At 72.2% G+C, this 19,350-nt stretch carries 21 protein-coding genes; 3 read left to right on the top strand and 18 right to left on the bottom strand.

Translation table 11 applies throughout. The annotated features are described in order from the left end of the window. Positions 1-47: 47 nt before the first annotated feature. From IAG42_RS37400 to IAG42_RS37380, 5 genes are all read right to left on the bottom strand, one after another. Positions 48-677: a hypothetical protein gene (locus IAG42_RS37400; protein WP_188342097.1), complete on the bottom strand. Its 630-nt coding sequence runs from the start codon at positions 675-677 to the stop codon at positions 48-50. Then, positions 674-2,044, bottom strand: a complete 1,371-nt coding sequence (locus IAG42_RS37395) for a hypothetical protein (protein ID WP_188342096.1) — start codon at positions 2,042-2,044, stop codon at positions 674-676. The genes IAG42_RS37400 and IAG42_RS37395 overlap by 4 nt, the downstream gene beginning before the upstream one ends. Next, positions 2,041-3,435: a hypothetical protein gene (locus IAG42_RS37390; protein WP_223206514.1), complete on the bottom strand. Its 1,395-nt coding sequence runs from the start codon at positions 3,433-3,435 to the stop codon at positions 2,041-2,043. Before IAG42_RS37390 ends, IAG42_RS37395 begins: the two co-directional genes overlap by 4 nt. A 355-nt stretch (positions 3,436-3,790) precedes the next feature. Then, a complete protein-coding gene (locus IAG42_RS37385) occupies positions 3,791-4,813 on the bottom strand; it encodes a hypothetical protein (RefSeq protein WP_188342095.1) in 1,023 nt (340 codons plus the stop codon). Between the two features lie 155 nt (positions 4,814-4,968). Continuing rightward, a complete protein-coding gene (locus IAG42_RS37380; protein ID WP_188342094.1) occupies positions 4,969-5,976 on the bottom strand; it encodes a hypothetical protein in 1,008 nt (335 codons plus the stop codon). Positions 5,977-6,060: 84 nt separating this feature from the next. Here IAG42_RS37380 and IAG42_RS37375 point away from each other — a divergent pair, with 84 nt between their 5' ends. Both IAG42_RS37375 and IAG42_RS37370 read left to right on the top strand, forming a co-directional pair. Then, entirely contained in the window at positions 6,061-6,471 is a 411-nt protein-coding gene (locus IAG42_RS37375; protein ID WP_188342093.1) for a hypothetical protein, read from the top strand. A 113-nt stretch (positions 6,472-6,584) separates the two neighbouring features. Further along, complete coding sequence (locus IAG42_RS37370; RefSeq protein ID WP_188342092.1) at positions 6,585-6,836, top strand: hypothetical protein; 252 nt, start codon at positions 6,585-6,587, stop codon at positions 6,834-6,836. Here IAG42_RS37370 and IAG42_RS37365 read toward each other — a convergent pair. Further along, the gene (locus IAG42_RS37365; protein ID WP_188342091.1) at positions 6,822-7,589 is read right to left on the bottom strand and encodes a hypothetical protein; all 768 of its coding nucleotides are present in this window, start codon (positions 7,587-7,589) and stop codon (positions 6,822-6,824) included. The genes IAG42_RS37370 and IAG42_RS37365 overlap by 15 nt on opposite strands. A 107-nt stretch (positions 7,590-7,696) precedes the next feature. Here IAG42_RS37365 and IAG42_RS37360 point away from each other — a divergent pair, with 107 nt between their 5' ends. Continuing rightward, a complete protein-coding gene (locus tag IAG42_RS37360) occupies positions 7,697-8,110 on the top strand; it encodes a hypothetical protein (protein ID WP_188342090.1) in 414 nt (137 codons plus the stop codon). 85 nt (positions 8,111-8,195) lie between these two features. Here the strand turns inward: IAG42_RS37360 and IAG42_RS37355 are convergent, their stop codons facing one another. The 12 genes from IAG42_RS37355 to IAG42_RS37300 all read right to left on the bottom strand — a co-directional run bounded on the left by IAG42_RS37355 (position 8,196) and on the right by IAG42_RS37300 (position 19,315). After that, positions 8,196-9,779 carry a hypothetical protein gene (locus IAG42_RS37355; RefSeq protein ID WP_188342089.1) on the bottom strand — a complete coding sequence of 528 codons (1,584 nt, stop codon included), beginning with the start codon at positions 9,777-9,779 and terminating at the stop codon, positions 8,196-8,198. A 106-nt stretch (positions 9,780-9,885) separates the two neighbouring features. Continuing rightward, complete coding sequence (locus IAG42_RS37350) at positions 9,886-10,365, bottom strand: hypothetical protein (RefSeq protein WP_188342088.1); 480 nt, start codon at positions 10,363-10,365, stop codon at positions 9,886-9,888. A gap of 91 nt (positions 10,366-10,456) precedes the next feature. After that, positions 10,457-11,140: a hypothetical protein gene (locus IAG42_RS37345; protein WP_188342196.1), complete on the bottom strand. Its 684-nt coding sequence runs from the start codon at positions 11,138-11,140 to the stop codon at positions 10,457-10,459. Positions 11,141-11,361: 221 nt separating this feature from the next. Then, positions 11,362-11,610 (bottom strand): hypothetical protein, encoded by a 249-nt coding sequence (locus tag IAG42_RS37340; protein WP_188342087.1) that lies wholly within the window; start codon positions 11,608-11,610, stop codon positions 11,362-11,364. A 110-nt stretch (positions 11,611-11,720) separates the two neighbouring features. Then, the gene (locus tag IAG42_RS37335) at positions 11,721-12,056 is read right to left on the bottom strand and encodes an SH3 domain-containing protein (RefSeq protein ID WP_188342086.1); all 336 of its coding nucleotides are present in this window, start codon (positions 12,054-12,056) and stop codon (positions 11,721-11,723) included. An 834-nt stretch (positions 12,057-12,890) separates the two neighbouring features. Beyond that, positions 12,891-13,094: a hypothetical protein gene (locus IAG42_RS37330; protein WP_188342085.1), complete on the bottom strand. Its 204-nt coding sequence runs from the start codon at positions 13,092-13,094 to the stop codon at positions 12,891-12,893. Positions 13,095-13,113: 19 nt separating this feature from the next. Beyond that, positions 13,114-13,308: a hypothetical protein gene (locus IAG42_RS37325; protein WP_188342084.1), complete on the bottom strand. Its 195-nt coding sequence runs from the start codon at positions 13,306-13,308 to the stop codon at positions 13,114-13,116. Beyond that, a complete protein-coding gene (locus tag IAG42_RS37320; RefSeq protein ID WP_188342083.1) occupies positions 13,305-13,775 on the bottom strand; it encodes a Pycsar system effector family protein in 471 nt (156 codons plus the stop codon). The genes IAG42_RS37325 and IAG42_RS37320 overlap by 4 nt, the downstream gene beginning before the upstream one ends. Before the next feature lie 222 nt (positions 13,776-13,997). Next, positions 13,998-14,396 carry a MarR family transcriptional regulator gene (locus IAG42_RS37315; protein ID WP_188342082.1) on the bottom strand — a complete coding sequence of 133 codons (399 nt, stop codon included), beginning with the start codon at positions 14,394-14,396 and terminating at the stop codon, positions 13,998-14,000. Beyond that, positions 14,396-14,866 (bottom strand): transcriptional regulator, encoded by a 471-nt coding sequence (locus IAG42_RS37310; RefSeq protein WP_188342081.1) that lies wholly within the window; start codon positions 14,864-14,866, stop codon positions 14,396-14,398. Before IAG42_RS37310 ends, IAG42_RS37315 begins: the two co-directional genes overlap by 1 nt. 1,361 nt (positions 14,867-16,227) lie before the next feature. Continuing rightward, positions 16,228-17,895, bottom strand: coding sequence for a helix-turn-helix domain-containing protein (locus IAG42_RS37305; RefSeq protein WP_223206513.1), 1,668 nt, complete (start codon positions 17,893-17,895; stop codon positions 16,228-16,230). A 622-nt stretch (positions 17,896-18,517) separates the two neighbouring features. Continuing rightward, positions 18,518-19,315, bottom strand: a complete 798-nt coding sequence (locus tag IAG42_RS37300; RefSeq protein ID WP_188342080.1) for a GntR family transcriptional regulator — start codon at positions 19,313-19,315, stop codon at positions 18,518-18,520. Positions 19,316-19,350 lie beyond the last annotated feature (35 nt).

Here is a 19,350-nt window from a genome sequence, read left to right as displayed (position 1 = left end):
CACCGAAGCGGCGCCACCGGTGACGGTGGCGCCGCTTCACTGTGTGATCACTGGCGGCCCGCCACGATCAGGGCGCGCGCGTGGCTCTCCACGTACTCATACATCCGGTCCCCGTCGAAGCCGAAGGCGTAGGCGAGCATCGTTGCGGCGAACCAACCGCCCGACAGCAGCAGTTCGACGTGGTCCCGCCCGGCTGCCCCAGGCCGCGCCCACTCGATGACGAGCCCGGCGGCCCGCTGTTCCCTCGCCTCCAGTTCTGCCTCGTCGACCGCACCGCCTGCTGTGCGGTGCAGCTCCTCGGCGAACAGCGCGGCGACGTCGACGACGACCGAGTCCGCCGGATGCTCGACCGTCAGGCTGACCTGGTGCTCGCGCACCGTACGGGCCTGGACGTCGAGCCAGGCGGTCACCGCCGCCGGGTCGTCGTCCTGCGTGATGGCCAGCGCGGCGACCGCCGCACGCCCCAGCGCGCACACGATGGGCACGATCTCGGTCCGCAGGTCCGCGCCGCGCGCCCACTTCGACATGTAGAGCAGGCCCTCGCGGACCCCGCCCCGGGCCTGGTCCACGGTCTGCTCCAGGCCCTTCCTCTCCAGAACCCCGCTCATCAGGGACCGCACCAACGTCAGGGCGGCCAGCTGCGGACCCACGGCCGCGCGGGCCGTGCTCCCGTTCACCGCTCGCCCCCGTCCTCGATGGCGGCCGGGGTGCCGATCGGCAGGCCCGAGCGCTCCGGGTGCCGCTCGGCGGCCAGGTGCGCCCCGTGGTCGTACGCGTTCACGCCGGCGGCGTGCATCCAGTGCATGGCCCGCCGCAGCCAGTCCGCCGCGGTGTAGTCCGGCATCCGGGTCTTCGAGCGGTGCCGCTGCCAGTGCCGTTCACGGCCCAGTTCGCGGCGTACCTCGGTGAGCGTCTTGCCGTCGAGGGCACCGAGCGCCCTGGCCTGAGCCAGTGCGTCGAAGGCGTGAGCATCGTCCACCGCCGCAGGCAGTGCCGCCCGCGCCCCGGCCACGGCCTGGCGCACGCGCGACAGGGCGTACGCGAGCTTGGGCACCCGATCCGGCTCGATGCCCAGCTGCACGCGCACGGCGGCCGCCGCCTCGGTGAAGGCGTCTTCGTCGACGTCGACGAGGAGACCCTCCTCCACGCGGCGCCGGATCTCGCCCAGGACGGAGGTGCAGGCGCTGGTGAAGGTGTCGGCGAGCTCGTCCAGGCCGTCCACGGCGGCCGCGAGATCGGCCGGGGTGTCGCCGGGCGCCTCCCAGTGCTGGCAGACGTAGCCGTACAGGGCCCGCTCCGCCGTCCACACGGCGGCCGCCGGGGTGCCGGCGGCCGCGGGGAGCGCCCGCTGCACCGACCGCCCCGAGGCCCGCGCGCTGTAGCGCTTCTCCGGCACCGGCCCGAGCAGCTGCGTCGTGATCGGGTACTCCGTGCTCTCCTCTTGCCGCTCCTCGCCGGGCTCCGGCATCGTGCCGCCCGGCACCGCGCACCACCCGCCCGGCGGGTAGAGCACCGCTTCGGCCCGCAGCTGCTCCTCGGACGCCGCGATGATCTCCGGCAGAACCGAGACCGCGCCGGAGGCGTGGGCGGTGTGACTGCTCCACTCCCGCAGCTCGTACAGCAGCCGCGACGCCGTGCTGAGCGTCTGGTCCACCGGGTTGTCCGGGGCCTGGCCCAGCTTCGGCCACTCGGGGACCAGGCCGTCGCCGTACGTCTGCACCAGGTCTCGGAACGCGGACAGGTGCAGGTGCGCCGCGTTGATCTGGCGTGCCATCATCACCGCCACCGTGGAGGGCACTTCGGCAGGTCGGTGCTTCGAGGCCCTGGGCATGTCCGGCCCGTCGTCCTCGATGCCGGTGTCGGTGCCGTGCGGCGCCGCGCTGGGCCGGGTGTCGACCTCCAGGTAGCTGCGGCCGCCGCTGTAGGGGTCGGGGTCCGTCACGGTGAAGTGCTCCGCGAGCGCGTCGAGCAGGGCCTGCGTCGCCGCGTCGTCGCCGGTGATCCGTACGCGGGCGACCCCGGGCAGGGTCTTGCGGCCGCTCACGACAGCGTCCCGCGGACCGCGACCAGGCCGCCCAGCACGTGGCCGGCCTCGGCGGCCCGGCTCACCGCTGCCAGCCAGTCGTCGCCCTGCCGGTCGCCCACGGTGCCCGCGGGCACGACCAGAAGAAGCGCCTTGCGCTGGCGGGCCGCCTGCCGCCAGTTGCCCGGGGTCGCGTACCCGCCTTCCTGCCGGTACCAGGCTCCGCCGCCCGCGCGCATCACCGAGACCATCCGGCCGCGCTCGCACCGCAGGTGCCATCCGTCCAGAACCGGGAAGGGCTGACCCCCGCTCAGGTCGACGGGCTTGAACCCCTCGGACAGGCGGGCCGCCAGGTACCCCTCGATCCCGTACTCGTCGGGCTCGCCCGGCTCGACGAGCACCAGCGGCACCATCCCGCCGCCCGGCTGCCGGGCGACGCTGAAGTGCGTGTAGTCGGCGTTCCGCGGGCCCGGCACAGTCGGCTTCACCGCCTGACGGTCCTCGGGGGCCACGTACAGGCCGCGGCGCTGCCGCTCCGCCATCAGCTCCGGCCACGGCCAGATACGGGTCCGGCCGCAGCCGGGATGCGTCCACACCGGATGCACCGTGTCGAGCTCGCGGCCGTCGACGACCAGGGTGCGGGTGCTCACCCCCACGTGGACCTCCGACTCCGCCGTCACGTCGATCGGCGCGTCACACAGGAAGCACACCACGGGATCGCCCGAGACGGCCGACTTCTCCGCGTGCTCGACCAGGCCCTGCATCTCCTCCAGACTCAGCAACTGGTCGATGCCCGCGCTCATCAGGTAGGCGGTCCCGCTCGCCGCGGCGTAGCGGTGCGGCTCCTCCTGGCCGTCCTCGCCCGTGTCGCGGTCCGGGCCTGTCGACCCGGCTTCGGACTTCGCGGCCGCGCCGGCACCGGCGGCCCCCGCCCACAGGTCGAGCGTGTCCTCCAGGAGCGCCTCCAGGTCCTCCTGGCTCAGCTCCTCGGCCGCGGCGAGAACCGCCGGGCCGTAGTCGGGACGCTTGGTGTCGTGGGCGACGGCGTGGAACCGCTGAGTGGCGGGGGAGCACGCGGCGCCGGGGGAGGGGAGCAGCGAGTAGACGGTGCCGGCGAGGCTGGCGATGACGAGCCGGTCACCGGCGAGGACCTTGTCCGCGAGGCTGGCCTGGCACGGTCGGCACTTCTCCACGCAGGCCCCGATCAGCGCGGAAGCCGTCTGCATGTCGGCCTGCCGGTCGGCGCCGAAGCCGGAGCCGTCGACCGGACCGATCTCGGGCCCCTGGTGACGGTGGACGGTGCCCGACTGGGCGGAGGTGTACGAGGCTCCGCTGGCGGCCTTCTTGGCCTTGATCCGCTCTCGCTCCGCGTGGCTCTTGCGGCGGCGGTTCTTCTTCTCGATCTTCGACACAGCTGACTCTTCTCGGCGCGGCACGGTCCCATGACCCGGCGCGCACGAGATCAGCGCACGACGGAGGAAGTCGTCCAAGACGACGGTAAGGAACTCGTGCGCTGGCGCGCTGCCGTGTCCGGCGAGCTGACCAGGTCCCGGGGGACCCTGGCACCTTTGCCCTTCGTGCCCCCGGTCATGGGCCGGACGGCGGGCTTGGGCCTACGCGATGCCCAAACCCATCGTACCGACGACGCGAAGCCAATCCAGGGAGAAACCGGCCACGTTGGCCATGTTTCCGGCCGACCCGTGTCGAGGCGAAGCCGTTGGCCCTTCGGCCAGGGTGCCTGAGCCAGACCGAATTGGTGAACTGCGTTCAGCGGCGCAGGACGCTGACGACGCGCTCCCTGCCCAGGATCGGGGCATCCTCGCACCCTTCGGGAGTGACGAGGTAGGGGCCGACCCACTTGCGGGAGTAGCCCGTCGGGTCGTCCTGGTCAGGGTAGGTGCGGCGGTGCGGCCGGACGAACCACTGGTGGCGGTAGATGCGGCCAGCGGTGTCACGGGCGCCCCGGTCGTCGTCGGGGGCGGGCCGGACGGACTGGCGGAGAGTGATGTAGCGGACCGGGGCGTCGGGGTGCTCGGCCCCGGCCCGGCGCAGGCGTTTGCGGGCAGCAGCGTCGGGCCGGACCTGCTCGGCCTGCCACAGGGCGCGGCGTGCGTCGGCGGGCTGCCGGATCAGCAGCAGGGTGCCCAGCAGGGTCCGGATGACCCGGAGCTGGTCCTCGTTGATGTCGTTGACCCGGTCGGCGCCCACACCGTACCGGTCCTTCGCCGGGCGGCCGTGCCTGTCGACGGCCCAGGTGTGCTTCACCTCGTCCCATTCGGTCTCGGTGTTCAGCGGGATCGTTGCGCCGAAGCCGATGGCCAGGTCACCGGCGAGGGAGCCGCTGACCTGGCTGGCCCAGGTCGGATCGGCCCGGCTGCCGAGTTCCTCCAGGGTCCGCCGGTACGGCCCGGCGTCATCCAGGACCAGGACGCGCAGTGTCATACCGGCCCGGCACCACAGCACGGCCCGCGGCCGACCAAGGGTTTGGGTGTGAGCGCTTGGGTCGTCGGACCAGATCAGGAACCCGATCGGGTCCGGCAGGTCGTCCGCGTCGAACGCGCACACCGGCAGTTCGTCGCCCGTCGTCCGCGCCAGCCACGTCATGCGGTCGTTGACATAGAACTGCTCCGCGCCGCGCACGGCCGACTGCATCAGGAAGGGATCGGTGAAGCCGTTGACCTGTACCGCGCCCGAACCGCGTTGACCGCGCACCACGTTCTCGTTGGCCCACTGGAGCAGGCCCTGGCGGACCTCGGGAACGTCGCAGGCCCGCAGATGTGTTGTCGCCATGCTCAGTTCAACGAGGGGTGGCACCCTCGGTTCCGCCGATAGGTGACCGAGCGGCCGGACGGGCAGTAAAGCCGCTCCGGAAGGCACGGGGGAAGCCTTCCGGAGCGGCTTTGCTCAGCGTACGGGCTCCGCGCCGGCCGGGGCCCGACTTTCAGTCAGGCACTCGTGATCATGTCGTCCACCAACCCCGCGAAACCCTCCCGGCCGATAGCCGCCACGCCGTACATCGCGACGAACACCGCGGCGTAGTGCGCCGACACCTGCCGCCCGTGCGCGGTGTCGACGTCCACGCCCCCGGTCGGGTGGCCGGCCGCCGTCGCCTCCAGGTACGCGACCAGCGCCGCCCGCATCTTTTCCGGGGCCAGCGCCGCGAGTTCATGCAGCCGCTGCTCCTGCTGCTCCGTGGACAGCTTGACCCCGGCAGCCGTGGCCATCCGTACCACGCTCTGCATGAACCCGCGTACGACCATGAAGGTCTCGGTGGCCACCGAGACGTGCGCCGTCATCCGCCGCTGGGCCTCCGCCACCTGCTCCGGCTGGCCCAGGCCGTAGCCGCCGACCAGCTGGACCACTACCTCTTTCGCCGCCTGGAGGGGATCGAGAGGCGCGGCCGCGGGGCGGCTCCCGAAGAACCCGAGCGCGTCCATCGTCATGAGGACATCGGCCTGGGACTGCGTCACCTGCTCGGCGGCGGCCACGGTGGCCTCCACCGTCTCCAGCCAGCGGCGCACGTTGGACCGGCTCAAGTGCGCCGCCTGCTGCCGCAGGCAACGGATCGCGGCAGCGTGGACGACGGCCGCGAGCTTCTCGCCGACCAGGGGCTCCCCGCCGAACAGGCCGGTGAGCGATCCGGCGCTGAGCGCCCGCAGCGCGTCGGCGACGTTGCGCTCGATCCCGGCCGGGGCGACCCCCACCGGCCCGAACAGCTCCGGCAGCCGGGCGCCCGGGTCCTTCTCCTTCAGCTCCGCCGCACCCTGACGCAGCAGCAGCCCGACCATCGACACCGCCCGCTCCAGCGTGCCGCTGTCGGCCATCAGGTCTGTGTGAGCCCGCAGGACAGGGGCCTGTTCCGCCCGGAAGTAGCCGCGCAGCAGGCCCAGCACCGTCGTGTTGGCGGTACGGAAGTCGGCCAGGTACGAGGGATCGGCATCAGTGGTCGTCACACCGGTACAACGAATCGCCCGGTCGGCGGACACGCCGCGGCCGACAGGCCCGCGACGCAGGGAACCCACCGTCGTTCAACGGGCATGGAGACCACGGAACTGCCCACGACCGCCGCGCCCGGCCTGGCCGAGAACGCCGAAGCCCTGGCGGACACCGCGTGCACGCTGCACGACATCGCCGGCACCCCGGGCAGCTGGAGCGCGGCGGCGGCCGAGGACGCCGTCGAGGCGATCGAGGTCACCGCGCTCGCCCTGGGCAGCGCGCACCCGGCAGGTGCCGCCGCGGTGCTCCCCCTTCTCCGGGACCTGACCCGGCTCCGCCAGAGCCTTGCCCTGCCGCCGAGCGACCGGCCCGAACCGGCCCTCGAAGGCGACGGCGAAGGCGAGACCATCGCACCCCCGGTGCCGATCACCCGGGGCCGCTCCCGCCGTGGCCTCGGCCCCGGGTACAAGGGGCTGCGCATCCCCGCGGGCCGTACTGTGCCGGGGGCGTGACCGCGCCAGGGCGAACGACGGCTGTCACCGGACCGTTGACGGTGGCCAATTGGAAACGGGCAACTCCGCCAGCCTCGTTGTCACCAGCCCGTTCGCCGCGCTGGGATGGCTGCATGGCCTTCTACAGCGAGACCGAGAAACTGCTGGGGCGACTGGACCGCGAGCGCCGCGCCCTGGACGTGTGCAGAGACGCGGCCACCGTCACCGCGGTGGACCTGGTCCTGCACCACGGCCAGGGGCTGGGCCCGACGGCCCGGCGGGCCGGGCTCACCCCGCACGCCCTGCGGCAGGCCGTGCACGCCCACCCCGAAGTCGCACCGATCCTGCTCGGCATCCCGGAAGGCCCGCCGTCACCGGACCGTTGACATGCGGGCCGCGTCGACCTCCAGGCGGACCGTTGCCAGGTCGGAGAGCAAGGCCAGGGCTGCGTCGCGGGCCTGCGCGGCCTCCGGGGCGCGTTCGCCGGCGGGCTCCAGGGGCGGCTGCCCCTGCGGCGTGAGCCTGGGGAGCAGCATCTCCAGATCGTCGAGCAGCTTCACGCCGTCGGCGTCGCCCTTCAGCTTGTTCTCCAGCGCGCGCAGGTAGTGGGAAGTGAGGTAGTCCTCGGCCAGCTGCGGCCACGCTTCGCCGACGTCGACCAGGCGCTGGACCGTCTGCCGGATACGGGCCTGATGGGCTGCGCACCACGCCTCCACTGCCCGCTGCCGCGCGCGTTCGCGCCGCTGGGTGGGGACGTCGCGGTCGCGGCTGTGGGACTCGGCCGCCCGCTCCAGCCGGGTCGCCCTGGCCTCGGCGGCCTGCCGGTTCGCCATGCCCAGGCTGTCCGCGATCTTCTGCCACGACGCGCTGCGGTTGCGGGCGCCGCGGATCAGGTCCCGCTCCAGCGAGTCCAGCCGCGCGCGAGCCTCCTCGACCTGCGTCAGCGCCGCCAGGAGGTCCTCCGCCGGCACCTCCGGCGCCTCCTCGCCCTCGCGCACGGAATACCCGAACGCCTGCGCCCGCACTTCCTGCATCACCGTGATCGGGTCCAGGTAGTTGCGGCCCTCCCCGTATCGCTCGCGGAGCAGTTCCTCCGCCGCATCCAGCGTCCGCTGCCGCTTCACGTGGTCGATCGCCATGGGGTCACCCTCCCACCCCCGGCGCGATGTCACCAAAACGTTGACAGGCTGCTGTGAGGAGGGGACTCCCTCGGGCTGCCGGCCGCTCGGACCGTAGGGTCACCACCATGTTGCAGGACGAACTGAACGCCAGCGCCATCCACCAACGGGACATCACCGCCGAGCACTTCAGCCCCGGGGACGTCGTACACGTGATGGCCACGGTGCTCGAAGCCCGCCAGGGGCACCCCTTCTTCACGTACAAGGTCACCGGGCGCATGGGCAGTCACGCCACCGGCGAGCCCGCCCACGTGCTAGAGAGCGACACCAACACGGTGCGGGCCCCCGCCCGATACCTGATGCACCGGACGGGCTGCACCGAGTGCGCCGCCTTCGAGCAGGTGCTACGCGAAGAGATCATCTCGGCCGAGTACGGCGACGACATCAAGCCGCACGAGGTGATGCTGATGGCCCGCTCGGCCGACGGCCAGCTCCTGCACATCCTCGACGTGCTGCGGCTGGAGGAAGAAGAACGGGGCTGACGGGCCCGGCCCCGTGGGTTATCGCTGACAGCAGGGAGCCCCCGCCGTCCCGGTGTCACCGAAAAGTTGACACCGGATTCCGGAGTCAGATGAGGCGCCTGCGGACGGGGCCGGTCTGCGCGAGCGGGAGCAGGTCCAGACGGCCGTCCTCCAGGAGACGGAAGCCGGGATGCGGCTGGTCCAGCCGGTAGGCGGCCGCCTCCTCGGCGGGGCACGCGACGGCCACGGCGGCCCGGTCCGCGGTGGCCAGCGCCAGCCTGCCGAAGGGGTCGTATCCCGCGCGGACCGCGCCGCGTTCGTCGTCCCACAGCGCTTCCCGCAGCTGGCGGGCCGCCTCCTGGTGCTCCGCCTTGGGGCCGTACCAGGCCAGGGTCTGCACGTACTCGTCGAGCTGCGGATGCTCGGAGGTCGACAGGCGCAGAGGCCAGCCATCCAGCTCGTTGCCGACCGTCTGCACCGGGCCGGGCAGCATCGCGTCGTTCTCCGCCACCGCGGCGAGCAGCGCGGCGTGCCGCTCGGCGGGCAGGCCCTCCCGCGCGGCGAGCAGTGCGGTGGCGCGGTGCAGACGAAGCCAGTGCCCCACCGTGGAGCCGCCCGACTCGAAGGCGAACAGACGAAGTTCCTCCACCGTCGCCGGGTCCGGCTGCGGAATGCGCCGCTGCACGACATCACGGGCCTCGTCGCCGTAGACGCGCCCGTAGTGGTCGTGAGCCAGGAGCACGGCGTTGGCCGTCGTGGTGGCGGCATCAGTCACCGTGGCCGCGTCCCGGGCCTGCCCGGCCTCGGCGAGCTCAGCGGCCCAGGCCCGGAGCACCTCGGTGTGCTCCAGGTGCGTCTCCAGGCCCATCGGGTCCCAGTCGACGACCACCGGCCGCTCCCCGCCGACGTAGCGCGCGACCACCTCGGGGGTGTGCGTCCCGGCCGGGTAAATCTCGACCTCCTCGCCCACCAGATGGGCCAGGTGCGACAAGCGCGCCGGGATCACGCTGGACCCCGCGAACAGCTCCCCGCGCGGCTTGCGCCAACGGTCGAGCAGACGCGGGAGCGAGCCGGGCAGCAGGAAGGACACGTACATCAGGGACTGCGGATCGTCCTCGGACAGATAGTTCGGGTTGCGCACCCCGAGCGCGAACACGAAGGTCCGGTACGCCTCTTCCCGGGTGAGCAGTCCGGCGGCCACCACCGACTCCATCACCCACTCGCCGTTGCCGGCAGAGGTCGCGTACATCGTGGCGTTCTCCATGACGGACAGCAGGCACACGATCCGCTCGGCACCGTCGGCCCGGCCCCGCCAGATGCGGACGTGGAACAGGTGCGGGTCGCCCGGCGACTGCGTCCACATGCGCGGCACCTCGACCACCTGGTCCACCACACGCGGCAGCGGCTCCGGGAGCGCGGGCCAGTTCACCCACATCGGCACCGGCAGCTGCCGCCTTCCTCCGGCGTGCTCCACGAGGGCCTGCCCGCGCTGCGCGGCGTACAGCCGCACCATGCCCGGCACCCACAGCGCGTTGCGGGCCTCCCCGGCGTGGTAGCGCGGCGCGGGCTCCTCGCCCCGGCGCAGCCGCCGGCCGACCTCCGTCGCGGAGATCCCCAGGACTCTGGCGACTTGGTTCGCGTTCCACAGTTCCTCGGTCCCGCCCGCTGCATCCGGCGACGTGCCGTGCATCCCCTACCTCCGAAGTCAGGTGAAAGTCATCGCAGGCTATCGGCGGATGGTTATGCACGTAACCGAGTTGGCGAGTTCGGCGCCCAGGACCAGGTCGTGCGGCAGCTCAGCCGTACGACGAGCGGCACAGGTCGACGATGTTCTGCCCGACGCCGTTGCGGGCCGCGGACCGGCACAGCGTCCGCATGTCGTAGCCCGCCGCCGGACGTGTGGCGCGCGGCTTCACCCGGGGCGCCGGTGCCGCCGGGCGGCGGGGCGCGGCAGGAGCTGGACGGACCGCCCGGGGCCTGGGCGGCGGCGCGGCCGCTTCAGGGGGAGCGGCCCGGCGCGCCGGGGGCTTCGCGGCGGGCGCCGCCGGCGCGGGCTCGGCGTGCTTGCGGCCGCGGGGCCTGCCGTCGTCCATGCGCACCAGCGCCTCGCGCCCGGGTGCCTGACTGGGCGGCGGAGCGACGGACGCGAGGGAGGGCGCCGCGGCGGTCGTGGCCGCCGCCGAGGGCCGGGCCGGGCGGCCGTCGTCCCGCACGCTGACGCACGCTGTGGCGGCGAGCAGGACCAGAGGGATCAGCAGGGCGGGACGGCGGCGCATGGTGCCCACCGTGGCGCAGCCGGCACGGCGCGGCCGCGCCGACACGGTCACCTCCACCAGGACGGGTGACGGCGCGGGCCGGGGCGGTGCCTCAGTCGAAGTCGCTCAGCCGGTGGAGCGGGAAATCCCTCCGGTCCGGGAGCCCCGTGCTTCGCCCCTGGCGGGCGAGCGCCGTCAACGCCTCCTCCGGGCCCCGGCTCAGTTCCTGCTCGGCCGCCTGCCACAAGGACAGGACGTCCCGGACGTCGTCCTCGCCGCCGCCCAGGGCGTGCACGAGGGCCCGCACCGTGTCCCAGCCGGTCAGCACGGCTCCGCTCAGGACGTTGCCCACCGTGGCCTCCAGGCCCGAGTGGCCCGTCAGCGCCTCGACCTGCCGCGCGAGGTCCTCCACGGAAGGCCAGTCTGCCCACATCTGGAGACTGCGGAGCTTGTCAGCGAAGGCCCGCAGGGCGGGGAAGCGGTCCGGCGGCGGCAGGCACACCGAGCAGTACGGCCGCATGTGGCCTTCGCCGGCGTCGGTCGTGAGCGCGCAGATGTCGGTGGCGGCGCCGCACCGGTGGCACTCCCAGCTGATGACCGGGGCGGTGCGCGGCAGGGGCTCGCCCTTGCGGAAGGTCATCACGGTGACCTCGGTCGGCACGGCCACCTCGCGTACCTCGCGCCTGTCCCCGTCGGCCGCGGAGGCGCCGCGCCGTGCCTGGGTGTACTTGCTGCCGGTGCGCTCCTTGCGGGCGCGGGCGCGGGACTTGGGGCCGTTGGCTCCGCTCTTGGTCATGACAGCTCCGTCACGGGACCCCACGCATCCCGCCGGGCTCGGGCGCCATCAGCGCGGGCAAGGGTGTACTGCGCTCCACGGGCCCGCGCCGGGAGCACCCGGGGGTCCTTGGCCACCGTCCGGCAGCGTGGGAGCCGGGCGTCTCGTGGCGTGCGGCGTGCGCGTCCTGCCGCTGACCGGCAGCGTACCGCCCGGCAGCTGGTCCCCGGACGCGCGGGCCGTCAGCGGGCGCTCTGCTCCACGCGGATCGAGACCGCCACGACGGCGAGGGCGAGCAGGAGCGTCCACACCGAGGAGTAGGCGAGCGCGGCCCCCGCGCCGAGGAGCGCGATCCCGCCCCAGGCCACGGTCCGGGGCTGTTCGCTGCGGTGCGCACGGACAAGCTGGAGGGCGCCGCCCAGCATGACCGCCAGACCGCCGAGCACCGAGAGGACGGCCAGCGGCACGATGCGCTCCAATCGCCTGTTCACGTACGGAAGTTGTGGCCCGCGTTCATCATCGCACCAGTCGGCCCGGCGATGTCACCGGAAAGTTGACATCGCCGGGCCGTGATCCCGATCCCCCCGATCCCTCTCGGTGGCTAGTGGATGTACTTGCTGGCCACCCAGCCCGTACGGCCGTCGAGCGGGCCGTTGAGCACGTGGACGCGCATCCACCCGGCCTTCTTGGCCTTGCACTTGACCTCGACGCCGTCGCCCTTGTGCAGGAGGCCGAGCGAGGAGTAGGTCGTCCCCGGGCCGGTACGGAGCTTGAGGTTGGTGGTCGGGTAGGTCCACCAGTAGCCGGCCGGGTACTTCTTGCCGCAGGCGGAGGTGCCAACGACGGACGCCTTGACCGGGGCGGCCTGGGCGGTGCCCGCGAGCGCCGGCACCATCAGCGTGGCCGTCGCCAGGGCGGTGAGCAGTGCTTTACGCATGATCCCCCTAGTTCCATGATCATGATTGGTCCCGGGCACCGTACCCACCGTCAGCCCCCGTTCCGCAAACGGCTTTTGACGTCGCATTGACGACCCCACGAGACCACGGAAGCCCCAGACGCCTCCGTGAGCGCACGGCAGCGGGTGCGGCGCGGAATCGGCCACGGAGGCCCTGAACGCGCCGTGAGGCCCGCGTCAGGCCCCTTCTCGGCCGCTCTACGGGCCGAGGAAGCCCTGTCACCTGCACCGATGCGGCGCTCTGCTTCTTCAGTCGCCGCGCGAAGCGCGTCCTTTCTACCCCTTCCACGGACCCGCACCCGGCAACGGCGGGTCGGGGGAGCACGGATGAGAAGCCGAGCGGATGGGTGGGGCGGGGCCTGCCCGGCCCGTACGGCGCGGGAGGGGCCCGGGGACCGCAACCCCGGCCCCGCCCCACCCATCCGCCCCTCTTTCGCGCGCCCGCGGCGCGCACTCTCACCCCAGGGGGATAATTAGTCCTCGCGCTCTTGAGGATCGCCCTGGGGCCCGCTCCGCGTGAGGGTGCCGCTCCGTGGGCCGTGGGGCCCGGCCCGGTGCCCATCGGTACTGCCCGCTCCACTCCGCGCAGCGACGGCGCTACTACGTCGCGGGGGCTCGTCGCGGCACGTCGGCCCGGGTGTCCCGAGGGGGAGTGGGCCCAGTAGGGCCCACGGACCCGAGGGAGAGAAGCGGTCGCGGGGGACTCATTATCCCCGCGACCTTATATGGGGCTCTGCGGAGGCGGTACGGCACGACGAAGGCCCGCCTCCCGCGGGATCGGGGAGACGGGCCTTCGGTGGGGCGGCCGCGGGCGGGCTAGTCGAGGTCCCCGTCGACGACCGCGACCTGGTCGCCAGCCGCGTACTCGACGGTGTCACCAGAGGAGTACGTGACGCGGACTCCTCCGTGCGGCATGTCCGCGACCGTATCCACGAGGTAGGGAAGCTCGTCCTCGTGGATCACCACTCGATCGTTGCGCGTCAGGGACTGTGCGGGGGTCTGGCTGCTTCGGGTGCTCACGTTCGTCTCCTGCGATGGGTTACGGGTAACGGCTTCTGAGAGAACCGGTCGCGCGATGGCGCCGGCGGTGCTCGTCGAGCAGTTCGTCGATCTCCTGGTGGAGCTGGTCCTCGATGAGCTTCGGCCCGGTGGCCGCGTACGCCCTGGCCCATCGCGCGAGGGCCACCAGCGAGAGCTCCATCTGCGCGGTCGGCATGTGGTCGTACCGGCTCATGACACCAGCGCCACGAACAGCGCGACGGTCAGGACGGCGGCCGCCGCCACCGTGAGGTCGACGGCGACGCGGACCAGGCGGTGCTTGTCCCGCGCGATCCTGGACAGCGCGATCGTCTGCTCGGCCCGCCGGTCGTGGGCCAGCTCCTCCACCAGGGCCTCCGGCGTCAGCGTCGCCCAGTGCAGGAACGAACCCCGGGGCGACTTCCCGAACCGGGAGCGGATCACCAGCAGCACCGTGACCATCGCCGCCGCGTTCAGCGTCACGCCCAGACCGACCAGGGCCGCGACCGGGCCGGAGAGGTCCGCGTTCGGCAGCACCCCCAGCAGGATCGCGGCCATGACGCTGGACGCCGTGAGCATCGCGCCGGCCTTGCCGTCGTTGCGTGCGACCTCGGCGGCCGCGGCCGCCTGAGCCTTCTCCAGCGGATCGCCCGCGCTTCCCGTACGGCTCGCGCTCGCCTGCATCGCATCCTCCTGCGGTTCGGGTTCCGAGTGAATGCCGGTCGGGGAGCCACCCCCTTCCAGCGTTGAGAACAATACCAGCTTTAAGCCCGACAGGGAAGGGGTTCCGTTGGCTGTAACCAACAGGGGGCGCGGTCATGCGGGACCCTCGTTGGCTCCAACCAACGCACGGGAATGGCGAAGGCCCGCGCCCCCATCGGGGCGCGGGCCTTGAGCGCAGGTACGTCAGTCGATCGGTGTGGGCACCGGAAGATGCCGGACGGTTGCGAGCGGCCGGTCTTCCTTCTCCAGCCGAGCGCCGGTCTTGTCGATTTCGAGGGCCCCGTACACAGCCGGTCCGACCCGGTAGGTCTGGACTCCGACGATCCGGCCCGCAGGCTCCAACCACCCCTCCGCGAGGAGCGCGTTAACCGCCCGGGAGGTCGCCGAGGTGCTCATCTGGAGCCTCCCGCCGATCGCGGAAGCTGACTCCTCGACGCGGTGGCCAAGGGGTGCCCCGCTGGCGACATACATCAGGATCTTGGACGCGGCAGGAGGCAGGGCACCCGACTTGCACAGCAGCTCGTGGAGCTGCTCGCGGTCCAGCCAGTGCTCGACGTCGAACTGCTCAGCCGGCGAGCTCATCACTTGCCCTCCTTTGAAGGCCGCGACTTGGAAGCGGACTCCGGCATAGGCGCCGGGATTACAGGATGCCTCATATCCGCCACCGCCTTCACCTGGTCCTCGGCCGATCCGTCGTAGCCAAATCGCCCGTTCAGCCGGTAGAGCTGCACCCTGGCCATGGTTCCGGCCTCCAGCAGGAAGCCGCCCGCATGGAGCTTCTTGATCGACTTCGAGACCTGCCGGGGGTTCATCCCGAGATCCTGGCCGATCTCATCGAAGGTCTTCTCCAGCCGCGCAGCCTTCTCGCCCGAGTTGAAGATGTAGTAGCCCAGAACGTCCCGGTCGTTGCGGTCGTATCCGGAGTCCTTCCGCCAGACCGCCGCCCCCATCTCCTTGGAGACGTTCATGTGGCGGCCACGCCAGCTGTACCGGATCGGGGCCTTCTTGGGTTGCTCGTCCTCGAAGCCCGGCAGCATGTCGACGTGCATCATCTCGCCAGTCTCGCGAACCACTCCGGTGCGCCTTGCCATAGCCTCCCACCTCGGGTTTTCCCATGTACGGGAACCAGTGGGCGCCACCTTACACACCCTTCCCGGAATCGGGAAACGCCCCCCGGAGGGTCCGGCGTGTCGAAGTCAACCCGACCGTTTCCCGATATCGGGAAGGGTGGTGCAGATACTTACATTCGTCTGTCGGGAAACGTACAGATCAAAACGCTCTGACCTGCGGAAACGATCTTCGCCTCTAACTACGTAGTAGACGTCCGCTGGCGACGTGCGGCACGGAGGCGCCTTCGGCGCGTTCACCCTCACCGGCCCGGCGGACAGCATCCCGGTTGACGGGGGCCTGGGCCAGGAGGCGGCTCCGCCGCGCACCGAAAAGCAGCGCGATCCCGGTCCACCCCCCTTCCTGCCAGCCACTTTTCAGTACCAAGGCACCAGCGTTCGACGGGTGGCGGGCCGTCACGTAAACCGCTCAGGGATGCCGTGCCCCGGTCCTACTTGCACCTGCTCGATGACGTGAAGTTCCTCCGGCCCCGATGTCCACCTCAGCCCATGCCCGGCGCCCCGACCGGGCCGAGGACAACGCTCTACCTCAGCCGATGCCGGCACCACGACGGTGGCCGACCACCAATTCCAAGGGCAACTGCCCAGGGAGGGCCCCCAGGGCCCGAGCGGTCAAGCGCGCAGGCCGCGGAGCGAAGCGGAGTGGCCGAGCACTTGAGGGCAGGCGGCAGTGGCTGGTCCAGCGCAGCCGAAAGGCGCTGGTGGGGGGTCCGGGGGGAGGCGCCCCCCGGCGATGGGCGGTCCAGCGCGCCCTGGGCGCTGGCGAGGGGTCTGGGGGCGAGGAGCCCCCAGGTCCCGGCCCGGAGGGTCGGGACGCTGCGGCAACGGTGGGCGGTTTACGTGGCGGCCCGGCACCCGGCTGCGGGTTGTGCGGGGTTCCGAAAAGCGGCTGGCTACGGGAGGGGGGTGGGTGGTGTCGGCGCAGGACTCCGGCATCAGGCTCAAGGTGGGGCTGATCGCCGTACCGCCGCCGTCGCGGATGCGGCAGCGTGAGCGGACCGGTCTGCCCGGCCGGGGCGGAGGGGGAGCAGCTGCTGCCGCGGTGTGGCCGACGCCGTGGAGCCGCTTCGCTCGGTGCGGGTGTGTGGGTTTGCTCGTTCGGCTGAGGCTGATGGACCTGGTCGGCGCGTGCGCCGTTGATCGCGGCGAAGCCGCCTGTCCTGGCCGGCCGCATGATCGGGTGAGGTTCCGGGCGGGCCTGGGTGGGCTGAACGCGCCGAAGGCGCCGATGCGGAACATGACTCGGCCCCCGTGAGGAGGTTCCTCCGGGGGCCGAGTGGCGCGGTTCAGCTGGTGTGGGCGGGTTCCTTCTGGACGAGCACGGTCCTACACCGGGTGCACAGCCCGTCGTAGCCGACGGCCGGGCGGTCCCAGGGGCAGCCGGTGCGGTCGTGGCCGGGGCACCGGTCACCCTGCCAGTGAGGCTGAGCTGGGATGCCGACCTCGGGCACCGGGTCGGGGCGGTCGGCAGGTGCAGCAAGAGCCACCTGTTCGACGCCACGTTCGCGGAGCTGCTTCTGCTCGCGGGCGAAGCCGTCGGCAGCGACCCGGGCGGCGAGGGCCTGGCCCAGCACGTCGGCGCCCTGGGCGGCCGCCGCCTTGCGGGCCTGCTCGACGCCCTCGGTCACGTACGTGAAGAACGCGGCCGCGGCCTGGTCGTCACCGGCGCTCAGTGCGCGGTGGTCGGCCAGGGCCTGCTCGACGAAGTCGGCCGCATCGCGCTCGGTCGAGGCGATGGCCCGGGTGCAGTCCTCGCACGGCTGGCCGGCGGTGCCGCGGTCGAGCTGGCAGTGCGGGCAGGCCCGGCGGCGAGCTTCGGCCTCCTTCTCCGCGGCTGCCGCCTTCCGCTCGCGCTCCCGGTCGGCCCGGTAGTTCTTCTCCCGCTCGATGCAGGACCGGCACGGGGCGCCGTCGTCGAGCTCGCCGTCCTCGCACCGAGGATCGGGGCACGGGCCCGGCTTGAGCATGGCGACGGTCGCACCGACCGGGCTGGTCAGCCTGCCTGCCGCATGGTGCTTGGTGTAGTTGTGCGTCACCCAACGGCGGGCGACCCGGGCGCCGAGCCTGCGGGCCTGGGCCAGGCCGCCCCCGGCCAGCTGCTCCTCGATCGCGTTGATCACGGTCTTGGGCCGGTCCGTGCGGACCTTGCTGACCAGAGCCTCCCGCAGAGCGTCGGGGAACGCCTCCAGGACCAGCTGGACCTCCGGGGTGACCAGGACTTCCCTGCCCGAGCGAGCTGACTTCCCGTTCGGCGCCTCGGCGCCGCTGGCCGCGGCGGAGCCGCTCGACGTCCCGCGCGCGCTACTACCGGTAGAGGGCCTACGGCCGTTACCAGCGCTTCGCGCCGAAGGCGCCCCGGGGAGGTTTGAGTGGGGAGGTTCAGGTGGGGAGGTTCGGGGGTCTGTCAATCCCCCCTGCTGGGACTGAGAGTCCCCCCTGACGGGACTCTCAGTCCCCCCTGACGAAGGCGAGGAGACCGTGCCGTCGAGGGGGGACTCTGTGTCCCCCCTCTGTGCGGCCGCAGCCTTCTTCGGGCGGGGTTTTCCCTTGTCAGAGCGCTGTGTGCGGCTCGGCGCGGGTGCGATGTCGGGACGGTTCTCGGGGGTGAGCGGGCCGCGGCCGCGCCGCCGCCGGGACTCGTTGATCTCGTCCGCGTCGGGGAACCAGCTGAAGGGGATGAGCAGGTCGTAGACCGTCGGCCGGTAGCGCTGCTCGATGTACTGGGCGGCCCGCTGGTCGCCTCGGCCGATCAGCTTGCGCTCGACCAGCTTCTTGAGCTTGCGCTGCACCGTCTTCTCGTCGCACAGGGCGTCCTTGGCGAGGGTGGCCTTCGACGGGAACGCGTCGCATCCGTCGTCGTCGGCGCGCTCGGCGAGCGAGATCAAGATCAGCTTTTCGGTTGTGTCGGCGACCGGGGCGGCCTTCATCGCCCAGAGCATCGGGGTCAGGCTCATCGGGCCTCACCCCGGGGGCGGGCGGTGAGCCGACGGCAAGCCGGACGAACGGGCGGGTGGTGGTGCTGGAGTGGCACGAGTGCTTCCCTTGGAGCGTTTTAGGGGAGCCTCGTTGGCCAGATAGTGGGCAAGCGGCGTGATCAACGTGCTGCTGCTGCACGACCGCGTCTATCCTGGCGCTGCCGGCGTGTGGGCAACACACCGGCACGAGGCCCCACCCGGCGGGTGTGGGCGTGCCCCCTCGGGGGCGAAGACTCTGGGCGAGTCGAACTTTGGTGGCCGTTCCGTTCGCGGGGCGGCCACCAGGCTTTTCAGACGGGGGGAGCAGGACGGCGACGGCGGCGGCCGAGACTGGTTGGTCGTTTCCGGCCGTTCAGCGCGGCGCTGCTCGAAGGTTGCTGCGGCGGTATCGCTCGAACCCGTACGCTCACGAAAGCGCACCTCCCCGTGACTAAAAGGTGCGGCCGCGTCGCCGGGAGGCACCCCGGCCGCGGACCGACAGGCCCCTTCGGGGGCCTGTTGCGTTTGGGGACGATGGGAATATCCCGGTCCCCGTGGATCTATCCGACCACACGCACCGTAACGGGTGTGTCGCTGGGTGCGTGAAGCCATTTGGTGTGCGTCACACCCCTGCGGAGGCCGCCGGAGCGACGGGCCAGCGGGCGGTGCGGTCGCGGCGCAGCTTGGTGACGAACTCGACGCGGTCCCCCGGGATGACCTGTACGGACACCTCGGCGGCCTGGCCGGTTCGGTGGGACGTACCGACGGTGACCACCTCGAAGACCCACATGGCGGCGGGGATCTCCAGCTGCTTGGCCTCCTCGCGGGAGGACGGCCGGATCGTCGTGCGCTCCTCCCACTCCAGGGGGCCGTGACCGGCTTCCTCGATCCGGTCCAGATAGGCCCCCGGGGCGGCGCCCGGCTCGCCCAGCTTCGGTGTCTCCGCCAGGACGTCGGGGTGAATCCACGCGTCGGTGATCTGAAACGGGCTCTGGCCGGCCGGGGACGTGATCCACCGCTGGCGCACGGTCCGGGTGCCCGGCGGGATGCCGAGACGCTCGGCGACCGGGGCCGGCGCGGGCACGGTCGAGGCGGCCGGTCGGCCGTGGGTGACCCACGGTTCATCCGGCGCGGAGGCTGCGGGGAAGACGTATCCCCGCGTGGGGTCCCGGCGCACGACGCTGCCCCGGGCCACCTGGCGACGCTCGCCGGGGTCGCGGACGACCAGGCCCTTCTTCTTGACCGGGCGTACGAGCCCCTCGGCTTGCAGCCGGTTCAGGGCCTCGCGGAGCGTTGCCCTGCTGGCCTTGTATCCGAGGGTGAGCTGGTCATAGCCGGGGAGCGTGCTCCCTGCGGGGAACTCCCCTGTGCTGATGCGCTCGCGTAGGTCATCAGCGATCTCTTCGTAGCGGGTCGCCACTTCGGCGGCTCCTTTCCTTCTGCCCCCTATGTATA

It is taken from the genome of Streptomyces xanthii, from assembly GCF_014621695.1.
GTDB classification, from domain to species: domain Bacteria; phylum Actinomycetota; class Actinomycetes; order Streptomycetales; family Streptomycetaceae; genus Streptomyces; species Streptomyces xanthii.
Note: the sequence above shows the minus strand (reverse complement) of the source record. Positions and strands in the feature narration are given on the sequence as shown.

What these genes read in the sequence shown, in the direction of transcription:
- IAG42_RS37360 (WP_188342090.1), top strand. Translation starts at nt 7,697, where the DNA reads ATGTTGCAGGACGAACTGAACGCCAGCGCCATCCACCAACGGGACATC.
- IAG42_RS37315 (WP_188342082.1), bottom strand. Translation starts at nt 14,396, where the DNA reads ATGAGCTCGCCGGCTGAGCAGTTCGACGTCGAGCACTGGCTGGACCGC.
- IAG42_RS37310 (WP_188342081.1), bottom strand. Translation starts at nt 14,866, where the DNA reads ATGATGCACGTCGACATGCTGCCGGGCTTCGAGGACGAGCAACCCAAG.
- IAG42_RS37345 (WP_188342196.1), bottom strand. Translation starts at nt 11,140, where the DNA reads ATGACCAAGAGCGGAGCCAACGGCCCCAAGTCCCGCGCCCGCGCCCGC.
- IAG42_RS37325 (WP_188342084.1), bottom strand. Translation starts at nt 13,308, where the DNA reads ATGAGCCGGTACGACCACATGCCGACCGCGCAGATGGAGCTCTCGCTG.
- IAG42_RS37370 (WP_188342092.1), top strand. Translation starts at nt 6,585, where the DNA reads ATGGCCTTCTACAGCGAGACCGAGAAACTGCTGGGGCGACTGGACCGC.
- IAG42_RS37375 (WP_188342093.1), top strand. Translation starts at nt 6,061, where the DNA reads ATGGAGACCACGGAACTGCCCACGACCGCCGCGCCCGGCCTGGCCGAG.
- IAG42_RS37385 (WP_188342095.1), bottom strand. Translation starts at nt 4,813, where the DNA reads ATGGCGACAACACATCTGCGGGCCTGCGACGTTCCCGAGGTCCGCCAG.
- IAG42_RS37355 (WP_188342089.1), bottom strand. Translation starts at nt 9,779, where the DNA reads ATGCACGGCACGTCGCCGGATGCAGCGGGCGGGACCGAGGAACTGTGG.
- IAG42_RS37335 (WP_188342086.1), bottom strand. Translation starts at nt 12,056, where the DNA reads ATGCGTAAAGCACTGCTCACCGCCCTGGCGACGGCCACGCTGATGGTG.
- IAG42_RS37320 (WP_188342083.1), bottom strand. Translation starts at nt 13,775, where the DNA reads ATGCAGGCGAGCGCGAGCCGTACGGGAAGCGCGGGCGATCCGCTGGAG.
- IAG42_RS37305 (WP_223206513.1), bottom strand. Translation starts at nt 17,895, where the DNA reads ATGAGCCTGACCCCGATGCTCTGGGCGATGAAGGCCGCCCCGGTCGCC.
- IAG42_RS37365 (WP_188342091.1), bottom strand. Translation starts at nt 7,589, where the DNA reads ATGGCGATCGACCACGTGAAGCGGCAGCGGACGCTGGATGCGGCGGAG.
- IAG42_RS37350 (WP_188342088.1), bottom strand. Translation starts at nt 10,365, where the DNA reads ATGCGCCGCCGTCCCGCCCTGCTGATCCCTCTGGTCCTGCTCGCCGCC.